The sequence below is a fragment of the Butyrivibrio sp. NATIVEDY162 genome (assembly GCF_045999815.1).
GTDB lineage: Bacteria > Bacillota > Clostridia > Lachnospirales > Lachnospiraceae > Butyrivibrio.
Genome location: NZ_CP172573.1, coordinates 2,978,726 through 2,990,945, shown reverse-complemented (window position 1 = coordinate 2,990,945; position 12,220 = coordinate 2,978,726). Strand labels below are relative to the sequence as shown.

10 protein-coding genes are annotated in these 12,220 nt (G+C 43.3%); 3 read left to right on the top strand and 7 right to left on the bottom strand.

Features of this window, described 5'->3' with window-relative positions:
* Positions 1 to 42 precede the first annotated feature (42 nt).
* Together buk and ptb are read right to left on the bottom strand one after the other, a co-directional pair.
* Positions 43 to 1,110, bottom strand: a complete 1,068-nt coding sequence (gene buk, locus ACHCNF_RS12935; RefSeq protein ID WP_408070193.1) for a butyrate kinase — start codon at positions 1,108 to 1,110, stop codon at positions 43 to 45.
* A gap of 55 nt (positions 1,111 to 1,165) precedes the next feature.
* Positions 1,166 to 2,083 carry a phosphate butyryltransferase gene (ptb, locus tag ACHCNF_RS12930; protein WP_408070192.1) on the bottom strand — a complete coding sequence of 306 codons (918 nt, stop codon included), beginning with the start codon at positions 2,081 to 2,083 and terminating at the stop codon, positions 1,166 to 1,168.
* A gap of 207 nt (positions 2,084 to 2,290) precedes the next feature.
* Here ptb and ACHCNF_RS12925 point away from each other — a divergent pair, with 207 nt between their 5' ends.
* Positions 2,291 to 2,800 (top strand): acyl-CoA thioesterase, encoded by a 510-nt coding sequence (locus tag ACHCNF_RS12925; RefSeq protein WP_408070191.1) that lies wholly within the window; start codon positions 2,291 to 2,293, stop codon positions 2,798 to 2,800.
* Between the two features lie 116 nt (positions 2,801 to 2,916).
* Positions 2,917 to 3,576, top strand: a complete 660-nt coding sequence (locus ACHCNF_RS12920; protein ID WP_408070190.1) for an HD-GYP domain-containing protein — start codon at positions 2,917 to 2,919, stop codon at positions 3,574 to 3,576.
* Between the two features lie 42 nt (positions 3,577 to 3,618).
* Here the strand turns inward: ACHCNF_RS12920 and ACHCNF_RS12915 are convergent, their stop codons facing one another.
* From ACHCNF_RS12915 to ACHCNF_RS12895, 5 genes are all read right to left on the bottom strand, one after another.
* Complete coding sequence (locus ACHCNF_RS12915; RefSeq protein ID WP_408070189.1) at positions 3,619 to 4,170, bottom strand: ANTAR domain-containing response regulator; 552 nt, start codon at positions 4,168 to 4,170, stop codon at positions 3,619 to 3,621.
* 36 nt (positions 4,171 to 4,206) lie between these two features.
* Complete coding sequence (gene glnA, locus ACHCNF_RS12910) at positions 4,207 to 5,562, bottom strand: type I glutamate--ammonia ligase (protein ID WP_408070188.1); 1,356 nt, start codon at positions 5,560 to 5,562, stop codon at positions 4,207 to 4,209.
* Positions 5,563 to 5,796: 234 nt separating this feature from the next.
* Positions 5,797 to 8,565, bottom strand: a complete 2,769-nt coding sequence (locus tag ACHCNF_RS12905; protein ID WP_408070187.1) for a hypothetical protein — start codon at positions 8,563 to 8,565, stop codon at positions 5,797 to 5,799.
* A gap of 67 nt (positions 8,566 to 8,632) precedes the next feature.
* The gene (locus ACHCNF_RS12900; protein ID WP_408070186.1) at positions 8,633 to 10,177 is read right to left on the bottom strand and encodes a PilZ domain-containing protein; all 1,545 of its coding nucleotides are present in this window, start codon (positions 10,175 to 10,177) and stop codon (positions 8,633 to 8,635) included.
* 220 nt (positions 10,178 to 10,397) lie between these two features.
* Entirely contained in the window at positions 10,398 to 11,678 is a 1,281-nt protein-coding gene (locus ACHCNF_RS12895; protein WP_408070185.1) for an O-acetylhomoserine aminocarboxypropyltransferase/cysteine synthase family protein, read from the bottom strand.
* A 246-nt stretch (positions 11,679 to 11,924) separates the two neighbouring features.
* Between ACHCNF_RS12895 and ACHCNF_RS12890 the strand changes: the two genes are divergently transcribed.
* Positions 11,925 to 12,218 (top strand): hypothetical protein, encoded by a 294-nt coding sequence (locus ACHCNF_RS12890; RefSeq protein ID WP_408070184.1) that lies wholly within the window; start codon positions 11,925 to 11,927, stop codon positions 12,216 to 12,218.
* Positions 12,219 to 12,220 lie beyond the last annotated feature (2 nt).

Here is a 12,220-nt window from a genome sequence, read left to right as displayed (position 1 = left end):
TAGTTCCCGGAAGGGTCATCTTATTCATAAATCAAATAAAAATTATTCGTAAATCTTTGCCTTCTCTTCGCCGTTCATAACGCGCAGTGCACCCTGTGCAAGAGCAAGAAGCTCATCCTCTCCGGGATAAACTGTTACAGGTGCGATGAACTTAACCTTTTCAGAAAGCTTCTCCATAAGTGCAGCGTTATATGCGATACCGCCTGTGATGATGATCTGGTCAACCTTGCCATCAAGAACTGCAGACATAGCGCCAATGTTCTTTGCAAGCTGGAAGATAAATGCATCAATAACAAGCTTAGCCTTAGCATTTCCTTCATCTCTTAACTTGACAACTTCTCTCATGTCATTGGTTCCAAGCCATGCATTAAAACCGCCTTTACCAACGGCCATCTTTCTAACCTCTGCCTCAGAATATTTTCCTGAGAAGCAAAGACGGATAAGACCGCCTGTAGGAAGTCCGCCTGCACGCTCAGGTGACATAGCACCATCACCGTCAAGAGCATTGAAAACATCTATGATCTGTCCGTTCTTGTGAGCACCTACAGAAACACCACCGCCAAGGTGAACTACTACAAGATTGATATCCTCGTACTTTTTGCCAATCTCCTTTGCGTATCTTCTTGCAACTGCCTTCTGATTGAGCGCATGGAAAATTGAAACCCTGGGAATCTCCGGAAGACCTGTAACTCTGGCTTCATCACAGAGCTCATCTACAACAACAGGGTCTACGATATAGGAAGGAACGCCTATCTCATCACCGATCTCCTTAGCAAGAAGTCCGCCAAGGTTGCTGGCATGCTCACCCTGAACACCTGCCTTAAGATCCTTAAGAAGGGCATCGTTTACTTCATATGTACCGCCGGGAATGGGCTTAACAAGGCCGCCACGACCTACGATAACATTGAATGATCTGATATCTTCATTTTTTTCTTTAAGGAAGTTGAGAATGAGTTCCTTTCTCCATCCAAGCTGATCTGTAATATGGTCATACTTGGCAATCTCCTCTGTGGGATGACGAAGTGTCTCGTCCATCTTGAGGGTCTCATCTTCAAAAATACCAAGCTTTGTTGATGTGGAACCCGGATTGATAATTAAACTTTTAATCATTATCACTTTCTCCTTTTATTTTTATTAAAAATACCCGTCAGGCACACTTATCAGATTACAGATTCTTCTCCTCTGCAACAACTGCTGCAAGAGCGATAGAATTGAGCTTAACCTCAACTGAATCTGAACGTGATGTAAGGATAACGGGAGCCTTTGTTCCTGTTAAGATGTTACCGTTTTTAACTGTAGCAAGACGAACGATTGTCTTGTAAGTAAGGTTTCCTGCGTGGATATCAGGGAACAGAAGAATGTCAGCATCACCGACAATCTTACGGTCCTTAGCGCCAGCCTTGTGCTCTGCAGCAGAAGGATCAATAGCAAGGTCCATAGAAAGAGGTCCGTCCACGATGCAGTTCTTGATCTCACCGATCTCATTAAGACGTGTGAGTTCAGCTGCCTCTACAGTAACAGGCATCTTGTCATTTACAACTTCAACAGCTGCAAGAGGAGCTACCTTGGGACACTCTACGCCGCAAGCTCTGGCAACATTAACTGTATATTCAATAATAACCTTTTTATCTTCAAGAGTAGGATAAGGCATGAATGCAACGTCTGTAAGGAAAAGAAGACGATCAATGCCCGGAATCTCAAATACACATACATGAGAAAGAGGACGACCTGTGCGAAGTCCAACTTCCTTATTAAGAACTGACTTAAGGAATGTCTTGGAATCAAGCTGACCCTTCATATAGATATCAGCCTTGCCGTCATGTACAAGCTGAACAGCTGTTGTTGCTGCCTCAACTGTGTCCTTCACATCAATGATCTCATACTGTGAAAGATCCATGCCCATACCAGCTGCGATTCTTTCAATCTCATCCTTATCGCCAACAAGAATAGCATCAGCAATGCCGCGCTCCTTTGCAAGCTTAACTGCCTCAAGTACAGGCTCATCCTGTGCGCATGCAACTGCCAGCTTCTTGGTGCTTGCTGTCTTTAACTTTGCAAGAATATCATCGAAACTCTTACTCATTTGTGTTCCTCCTGATCGTTATAAAAAAATTTTACTCTATTTTTGATGTTCTTAAGCCGCATTTAAATTAAGAAGATATCCGCGGCACATCGTTAAAATTTTACCACGATGTGACACGGTTTTCAATCAATCTGTCAGTTTAAGATAACACTGCTTCGTGATATAATTATAAATATTGAGATACTTTCAGAGAAACGGAGGGTTGTTATGAACAACAGAGTTTTTCACGTAGATCACCAGATAGCCAGCAAAAATGTGGCAGACTCCGTCACCGAATGGACAAGAGTCGTAAAATATGATGAGATCAACGGCTATGAGAGGCTTTTTGGCGGTGAGCTGATGAGTTGGATAGATCAGGTCGCAGGGACCGTAGCACTACGGCATGCAGGCACCCCGGTTACAACTGCAGCGATTGACAATATGCAGTTCAAACAGGCGATACAGTTAAATGATATCGTAGTAATAAAGGGTCACATAACCCATGTGGGAACCACTTCCATGGAGGTCAGGGTTGATACCTATGTTGAAGATCTTCGCACAGGAATGAGACATGTTGTAAACAGAGCGTATCTTACAGAGGTTTGTATAGATGAAGAAGGCAAGCCCACTACCGTACCTTACGGACTTAACATCCGCACAGAGAATGAACGTGCGGAATGGCAGGGCGCAGAAAAGAGAATAGAGCTTCGTGCGCAAAGGAGAAGAGAAGGTTTTTAATACTTTTAAATAAAAGTCTTTTCCTTTAGCACTTAAGAGTGTAAAATAGTTTCCTGCATATTATTTATGTAGGAAACTTTTTTATAGAAATTATTGACGAGGGAATATTATTAACGATGGATGATTTTGAAGTTAAGTATCACCAGCAGAAAAGACTGATCGATCAGTTGATGCATGCACTTGCAAGAGTCGCGGATGAGAATTGCAGGTATACCAAGGAGCACTCAGAAAGAGTCGCTCTTTATTCCATGGAGATTGCCAGGAGAATGGGCAAAACCCGCAAGGAGCAATACGAGATATACCAGATGGGTCTTCTGCATGACATAGGTAAGATCGGAATACCGGATTATATTACAGCTAAGCCTGAATGTCTCAAGGAAAAAGAGTATAACCTTATGAAAAAGCATCCCATGATAGGTGCAAAAATACTCCAGGATATCACAGAACTCCCCGGACTTGCTGTAGGAGCGAGATGGCATCATGAGAGATATGACGGAAGCGGTTATCCCGATGGACTTATTGGTAATTCCATTCCGGAAGAAGCCCGTATTATAGGTGTAGCAGATGCCTATGATGCCATGAGTTCCGAGAGAAATTATTCCGGCGTCATGAAGCAGAAAAGGGTCAGGGAAGAAATTGAGCAGGGCAAGGGAACACAGTTTGATCCTGACATTGCTGACATCCTGCTTCAGATGATAGATGATGACAAAAATTATGTTATGAATTCTGAAATACCTACATATATTATTGAAGAGTATTTTGCAAGAATGGAATGATATACGAATCCTTGTAGCCTGCCTGAATGATGGTTTGTCATATCATTTGACAGACAAAACCATCTCAGCAGTCTCAAGAAGAGATGTCCCTGAATCCATGGAACATTTCTGAAGATATTTATGAGCTTCAGGCTCGGTCATATTATGGCGTTCCATCAAAATGGCCTTAGCGCTGTCGATAATCTTCTGATCTTCAGCGCTTCTGAATCTCCTCTTTTCTTTTATTTTCTTTCGTCTTAATCGGACACCTTCTACCAGCATCGACAATGTTGAAAACAGATCATCTTTTTTTAGCGGTGTAGGAAGATAGACTATATTCTCGTGATCGTGAAGTGACAGCTCGTCGGCTTTAACCGGACTTGCAACCAAAAGCATGGTGAAGTACTCGGTCATATCCTCCGCAAGCTCAGTACTGAGCATATCTCCCAGTCTTGAGCCGCAGATAACCACACCACTGCCCAGATTCTCCATTGCTGTAAGAACCTGAGCACCGGTTGAGCATACGCTGGCAATCTCAAAACCGCCACGCATCAATATGCTTTTAAAATTCTGCGCATCCGTCTGCTTTGCGAATGCCACTATAATGTTCTGCAAGCTGGCACTTCCCTTAGTTTTTTATGTAAAAAAATCTTATTGCTTATTGAGATATTCCCTGATTTCCCACTGTGTTACGCAGGTCCTGAAATTCTTCCACTCGCTGCGCTTAGCATCAAGGAATCTGTTAAATACCGCATCCCCGAGGACGCCTTTAACAAATTTATCCTTTTTATAGCTGTCGATTGCTTCGCCAAGAGTCTCCGGCAAAGTCGACAGTCTTGTTTTTCTAAGCTCCTCATCTGTCTTGTTTTTCAAATTGACCTTAAGTTCAGCAGGAGGAGTCAGATTTCTTTTTATTCCATCCATTCCCGCTGCCAGAATAAGTGCCAGCGCGAGGTAGGGATTGCAGGCAGCATCAGGATTTCTAAGCTCTATTCTCGCATTTCTTCCTGTCATGGAAGGAATTCTTATAAGAGCACTTCTGTTGGTTGATGAAGATGACCATGACACATTTACAGGTGCATCGTATCCGGGTACAAGTCTCTTATATGAATTGACAAGAGGATTTGTAACAAGAGTCATTCCACAAATGTGCTCAAGAACACCTGCTATAAACTGATTGGCGGTTTCGGAGAGCTTACCGCCTTCTCCGGCAAAAACATCATTTCCTTCCTCGTCCTCGCAGAGGATATTTATATGCATGCCTGATCCGTTAACACCTTCCTTCGGCTTAGGCATGAAGGTTGCATAGAGACCATGCCTCTTTGCAATTGTCTTTACCGCCATCTTAAAGGTCATTATCATATCAGCCATTCTGGCTGCATCATCCTCAGTAAACTCGATTTCATGCTGAGCAGGAGATATCTCATGGTGCGAAGAAGTTATGTTAAAATCAAGTTCCTCCAGGTTCATGATAATGTCACGGCGCACATTCTCGCCCTGGTCTGCAGGGGCAAGATCAAAATATCCCGCATTTTCATGAGTATTGGTTGTAGGCTGTCCCTCATCATCCAGATCGAAGAGGAAAAATTCAAGTTGGGGATCTGCCTTAAAAATAAGCCCCATCTCCTTGGCTTCCTCCAGAACCTTTTTTAGGATATTTCTTGAGTCTCCATGAAAAGGCTTTCTGTCAGCTGTATAAACATCACAGAACATTCTGGCAACTTTTCCGCTCTGAGGTCTCCAGGGATAAATCTGAAAACTGTCAAGATCGGGATATAGATACATATCACTTTCAAGCTCCTCAAACTTATCGCCCGAAGAACCGGTAAAACCATCTATTGCAGAGCCATCAAACATGCAGTCATTATTAAGCGCACTCTCAAGCTGGCCCGCAGTTATGGCTATGTTTTTCGGAGTTCCGAAAATATCGCAAAACTGTAGCCTGATAAAAGCAACGTCCTCTTCTTTTACAATTCTGAAAATGTCTTTCTTGGTTAGCTTGCCCATTTCTCTCTCCTCTTTTCCGTGTCTTTATGTAAGACATCTGAATCCAATTAAATATCTGTGTAATTCTTCGCCAAAGCTATGGCAAACAAAAACAATTAAGCAAAAATCAAAAATATAAAAAGAAAAAGACAAAGGCACTTCTTCGAAAATGAAATGGCGCCTTTGCCTTTCGTCTACAATAACAAATAACGTACGTCTGCGTCAACTAAAAATTCAGGTATTGGCCTGTTCATATCACTTGCGTCTGTGATTCAAAAACCTGGAAAGCTCTGCCTTTATAGCCTTTAATTCTGCAGGATCCGGCTTTGCAGTTTCTCTGATACCAACATCCCTGAAGGATCTGGGAAGCCTTACATTATCACCCTCAAAGGGATGTATAACTCCGGTTTCATCTCCGCAGATTACTGCGCCATCGCAAAAAGCAGACATCTCTGCAAGAAGATTCTCACTGGGGCTTGCTCCGCCAAAGCCTGAAAGGCATATGCAAAATCTCTCGCGAACTCCGTTATATCCCTCTGCTATGCTGACAGGTTTTTCATTTACTGCCGCATCTGCATACCTTTGCATGAGTCCCGCGCTCTTGGAGGGATATACTCTGCTGCTACAGCCATATGTTCCATAGGGATTAAGACTAAGGTGCTGGCCCTCTCCATCAGTCATAAGTCTTCCCGGGCAAACTGCAAATCCTCCAAGAACCGTTCTGGGAATGCCCAGAAGCATACCTGAGAGAGCACCCTTGGCCCCTACTATTCCGGCTGTAAGCTGATGGTTAAAGGATGATATGTTTTCATTATTCTTAACCGCTTTTCCAAACACCGAAACCGGGAAATCACTGACATCTCCCGTAAAGCTTTTCCTTATAACCGATACCCCTGCGCGATACTGGGGTGAAATCTGAAGTGGTGCTATCTCCTTAAGAGTTGATGCAAAGCCCTCCTTCATATCAGGATAAGTTACATCCATGTGAATAAGGACTCCGTCTATTCCCTTTAGCGCAGCTGTCTTTATGATCTGCAAAACATATTTTCCGGGTGTCTGCTCATCAGCCGCATGAATAGTTCCGGATATTTTTACTCCGTCACCTTTTCCTGCAAGCTCTGCGGGTCCAACCTCTTCACAGGCAAATTCCGATATGCGATCACCTGCTTTGATAAATGATGACAGAAATGACTCATCACCTATCCTCTCATCACCATAGAACACTTCACGGATTTTTCCTTTAGAAGCGCCTGTCCCTCCTATAACTATCCTGAGCTTTTGTCCCGGACTTGTTATAACGTAGGTCTCTTTCTCACCGCCTGCAATAAGCGTTGCGGCCTTTCCTGCATTTTTGGCACTGTTCATGGCTGCTATGCGCTCTGCAACTGCAGGATTACCGGGTTCCTTAACAGGCTCAGGCTTTTCCTTAAGCTTCCCCTGCGCTTCAAGGAGTCTCTTCATGGCACCCTCAGCATGGAATACAGGGTGATCCTCCGGCCTTAGTTCAATAAGAGGCTTATGAGGCTCCTTCGGAATATCTGATCTGTCAAAATGATAATAAATCTTGTAAGTGTTCTGAGCCTCAGCAAACTTCATAACAGCAAAAGCAGAGCTGACATAGCCGTTTTCCTTACTCATCTCAACAGCTGTATATGCATCTATTCCGCACTCGTCACACTCAAGGACAAGTGTACTTATTTTAGGACACTGTCCACCGTCAATTGACAGCTGGAATGTTACTGTCCTCTGCCCAGAAGGATTCATTATAATAAAGGAATTTCTCTCCTCCTCATCCTTCCTTCTTGAGTAGTGATGCTTTCCTATCGCACTGTTGTTAAGCCTCTGACGTCCGCTTGTCCTCATGGACATCTCTTTTGTGTTAATGGCTTTTCTCTCTATCTTCTGTACTTCCAGGGATAGTCTGTCAACAACCTCGAATCTGTCCTTACCGGGAGCAGGTGTAAACGGTCCAAACTCAGATGCTGACAACAGTCGTATTCTCTCAGCAAGTGAGTCCGAAGCACGCTCAGCATTATATATTCTGCTGCCCATTCTGGCTCTCTCTATTCTGGTCCATATAAGTCTGTCATAGGGAAGCTCACTGTAGCAGGACAGATCACTTCCTCTTCCCTCTGCTATGTCGCCTGCAAAGGATATTTCCGACACCGGAGCATGATCATTCAGGTAACCGCTCGGTGTATTATACGCAACAAAATCAAGCTTTCTAAGTGCTCTTAAAAATCCCGCAAGCCCTTCTGTTCCTGCTGCCTTTCTGAAAAGGCTCCTGATCTCCATTGGCTCCCACCAAGGACTTCTGACGTCTGCGCCTGCAAGTACAAACAGATCACCGTCTATCTCTCCGGACATCTGTTTTTCATGTAAACCGGTGAGAAACTTCGTCATGGAGCCCTCCTCGATCCAGTCTGCAGGTGTGTAATAAGGCACAACCGTTATGGAGTTATTCCCATGTCTATATGTCGATGGATTATAAGTCTCGTACTGCGTCTTTCTGAGTTCTTTGCAAACAGTTGAAAGTGCATTTGGTCCCACGTTGCTGTTTCCAAGAAGCACAGTATTAACACCGGATTTGCGCAGTCTCCCTATTATTGATGGTGAAAAAATATCGCCCTCAGTTCTAAGAACACCTGACGTTTCTCCGAGCTCATTCGATTTAAAATGAAGCGCAAAACTCAGCTCTTTTGCGGTCATTCCTGCAAACAGTCCGGCATGTCTTCCGGAGAGAAGAAGCTCATCGCCTCTCTCTCTCAGCCTTGTCTTTACGCCATCAATGACATCCGGCCCAAGTGACGGAAGGATTCTCTTAAGTGTATAATCATTTTCAAAATCCCACGCCGCCTGAACAGGCTGCCCTTCATTATTTGCTTTTGCCAGAATGCTCAGTATTTCTCTGACACGTGCAAGGTCTCTTCCAAATCCCTTGTCATCATTCGTGTCTCCGAGATCAGCATGAAAAAAATTAACATGAAAAAGAAATCCGAAATGGATTCTGTGATTTGTCCCCATAAGTAAAACTCCCCCAACTGCTTAATTATGTATATTGTACCACAGATGTCACTCAAAAACTTTTCTCTTACTCGTTCTTACTTATTCTCTCCAGTTCAATGATATCAGCAATCTGCTCCGGTGTAAGGAAACCATCGTCATGCTTCGGTGCAAAAAGTCCCTCATCCACTGCATTGCCATTCTGATTAAAATACCCGTCAAAATCGGATGCATCCTTCCCCAAGGTTCCTCTTCCGGCAGGCTTAGGCTCAGGTCTATTGTTCATATTGCTGTTGTAAGCATCCACAAACCTTACCTGATGACCTGTATTGGCAGCAGAAACAGAACCTGCCGCTCTATAGTCAGAACTATCAGATGAATCTATCATTCTCTTAAGTTCATTCTTATCCCCAACTATCTTGGAGATAAAATCAAGTTTCTTCTTTGTTTTCTCCGAAGGCCTGTAATCAGCCCCTTCCAGAGAAGCAAGGTCAGCAACCATCTGCTTGGACGACTTGCTTGCCCCGCCCTTATCCTTCTTAAGATCATCCAGAGGATTCTCAGGCTTCTGCGGTCTTAGCTTTTTAGCCTTAGGTGGCGTTCTGTCCTCTATGGTAGCAAGCTCCTCCAGGTCATCCACATCAACTGCGGGAGTCCTGTCTTCTATCTCTGACAGCTCGTCCATATCAGCTACCCTTTGAGCTCTCGCACGGATAATATCCTCTTCCGATCTCTCGGGGATAAGGTCTGCAGCCTCATCCGGAGACATGAGCTGTACATCCTGCTCAGGTTCCTCTATCTCTTTTTGACTTGGTATTGCCTTACTTGTTGTAGCGGCAGAAGTCCCGACTTTTATCTTTTCCTTAGGCTGCTCCTTTGGTTTTTCCGGAAGTTCCCATTTTCCCTCATGCTTCCTGCTCTCATAGTCTTTTGAAACAGCAAGCTGCGGAACATAATTCACGGGAATCTTATCCCCTGAAGCTATTTTTTCATCCGGAGAATTGTTGATATTTAAGATATCATCAACCTTAAGACCCATCTTCTCCTTCTTCTTGCTGCTGATAAGAGTAACAAGATCCGCTCCCATGGCATCAAGAGTGCAGCCTACTGCAGGCTGTCCGTTTAGTGTAAATACGCGAACAACTGTGGCTTCACATGCATAAAAATGGAAATAATTAGGATCATACCTAAATGACGCTATGATGTGATCTCCAACCTTCACAGATGCATCGGAGTCAAGAATGAAAGCTATGCCCTTCATGCTAATATCGTAAACAAGAGCATTACGAATGTCCTTGCTGTCACCGACTCTGATAACTCCCAGCCTGTCAATATCATAGCGCTCGGCCTGCCTTCGATTGACTATCCTGCCATCCTCAGTGCATCTGATCAGATGAAACTTGCCATACCTGGTCTCAACAGGTCCGATTCTTGTAGCCCTGTATTCGTAGGATCTGCCGTCACGCTTATTAACAGCCACGACTTTAGAGGGCTCCGTAAAAGTGAGGTCCTCATCGAAATAGGTTAGTGAGTCAACAAGAAGACCATCACGAACACCTATAGCTGCTTTGGTTATGAGCAGGATTCCGTGTCCATTGATGGTAGCATGAATTTTTATTTTTGAATCTTTCATCACGTCACTTAGTTTCATATGATTATTTTATTACAACGACTATGTCTTCGCAATTATAAAACACGCATTTTCATGACGTTTTCGTCGTATAAACGTAACAGAACAAAGAGTCGCATCCTTAGCGGAGCGTTTTTATAATATAGGAATTTCAGAGAAATTTCTTATATTATAAAAAAGCAGTCTTAAAACTATATGAGAATTAAGACTGCTTTCATATGATTTAGATTGCTGCAAAACCTCTTTCAAGATCAGCAATGATGTCATCAATGTGCTCTGTACCAATGGAAAGTCTGATAGTACTCTGGGTAATTCCCTGATCCTTTAGTTCCTCATCATTTAGCTGAGAATGGGTTGTTGTAGCAGGGTGGATAACCAGGCTCTTAACGTCTGCAACATTTGCTAATAGTGAAAAGATTTCCAGGTTATCTATGAACTTCCATGCGGCATCTTTTCCGCCCTTTATCTCAAATGTGAAGATTGAGGCGCCGCCGTTAGGAAAGTACTTCTCATAAAGAGCATGATCAGGATGATCTGCTATTGAAGGATGGTTAACCTTCTCTACCTTAGGATGATTCTGCAAAAATTCCACTACCTTCTTAGTATTTTCTGCATGCCTGTCGAGGCGAAGTGACAATGTCTCCACTCCCTGCAGTAGGAGGAAAGCATTGAATGGAGATATTGTTGCTCCGGTATCTCTCAAAAGGATAGCTCTTATAAAAGTAACAAATGCTGCAGGGCCGACTGCATCATAGAAGGATACTCCATGATAGCTGGGATTGGGATCAGCAATATTCGGATATTTGCCGCTTGCCTTCCAGTTGAATTTACCTGACTCTACGATAATTCCACCAAGTGTTGTGCCATGTCCGCCAATAAATTTTGTTGCAGAATGAACAACTATATCAGCTCCGTGCTCAATAGGTCTTATAAGGTAGGGTGTTCCGAATGTATTATCTATAACAAGAGGAAGTCCATGCTTATGTGCGATCTCGGCGATAGCATCAATATCCGGGATATCGCTGTTGGGGTTTCCGAGAGTCTCAAGATATATAGCTCTTGTGTTATCCCTGATAGCTCCCTCAACCTCAGAAAGGTTATGCGCATCCACGAATGTTGTGGTAACTCCGTACTGCGGAAGAGTATGCGCCAGAAGGTTATAGCTTCCACCATAGATGGTCTTCTGTGCCACGATATGTCCACCGTTTGCAGCAAGAGCCTCTATTGTATATGTTATGGCTGCTGCTCCTGATGCAACTGCGAGAGCTGCGCTACCGCCCTCAAGTGCTGCAATTCTTTTTTCCAAAACATCCTGAGTTGAATTTGTAAGTCTTCCGTATATATTTCCTGCATCAGCAAGTCCGAATCTGTCAGCTGCGTGCTGACTGTTTCTGAATACATAAGAAGTTGTCTGGTAAATTGGAACCGCTCTTGCATCAGTTGCGGGATCAGGCTGTTCCTGTCCAACATGTAACTGTAATGTCTCAAATCTGTAATCGCTCATTTCATTCTCCTCCTGCTGCTTTTTTCATTTTCTTTTTTGTGTTCGTTTGTTGTTGAAAAGAATATATAACTATTTACATACTGAGTCAATAGGTTTATAGATAATCAAAACTTATTGCCTTCTATAGGCTGAATTTATATATCAAAGAGCACAATATAATAACTTTTAAGCAACATCAGAGTTGAATACACTGACACTCAAATGATATATTTATTAACGTATAACTAAAAACGGAGGATTATAAATATGGAACCTGTAAACAGTATTGATGCTGAAGACGATCAGTTTGCATACAGATATGACACACAGCTTCTTATAGACAGAAGGGACACGGATCTTGACGAAGATGCCATCGCAGATTATATAACAACTCATTTTGAGGGTAACTCTCTTATCGCTGCAGGAGATGAAGAGCTTGTCAAAATCCATTTTCACACCAATGAACCCTGGAAGATTCTGGAATATTGCAACACAGTTGGCGAAATATACGACATAGTTGTTGAAGATATGATACGCCAGTCTGCAGGATTGCAGGGGTAAAA

What these genes read in the sequence shown, in the direction of transcription:
- buk (WP_408070193.1), bottom strand. Translation starts at nt 1,110, where the DNA reads ATGATTAAAAGTTTAATTATCAATCCGGGTTCCACATCAACAAAGCTT.
- ptb (WP_408070192.1), bottom strand. Translation starts at nt 2,083, where the DNA reads ATGAGTAAGAGTTTCGATGATATTCTTGCAAAGTTAAAGACAGCAAGC.
- ACHCNF_RS12925 (WP_408070191.1), top strand. Translation starts at nt 2,291, where the DNA reads ATGAACAACAGAGTTTTTCACGTAGATCACCAGATAGCCAGCAAAAAT.
- ACHCNF_RS12920 (WP_408070190.1), top strand. Translation starts at nt 2,917, where the DNA reads ATGGATGATTTTGAAGTTAAGTATCACCAGCAGAAAAGACTGATCGAT.
- glnA (WP_408070188.1), bottom strand. Translation starts at nt 5,562, where the DNA reads ATGGGCAAGCTAACCAAGAAAGACATTTTCAGAATTGTAAAAGAAGAG.
- ACHCNF_RS12905 (WP_408070187.1), bottom strand. Translation starts at nt 8,565, where the DNA reads ATGGGGACAAATCACAGAATCCATTTCGGATTTCTTTTTCATGTTAAT.
- ACHCNF_RS12900 (WP_408070186.1), bottom strand. Translation starts at nt 10,177, where the DNA reads ATGAAAGATTCAAAAATAAAAATTCATGCTACCATCAATGGACACGGA.
- ACHCNF_RS12895 (WP_408070185.1), bottom strand. Translation starts at nt 11,678, where the DNA reads ATGAGCGATTACAGATTTGAGACATTACAGTTACATGTTGGACAGGAA.
- ACHCNF_RS12890 (WP_408070184.1), top strand. Translation starts at nt 11,925, where the DNA reads ATGGAACCTGTAAACAGTATTGATGCTGAAGACGATCAGTTTGCATAC.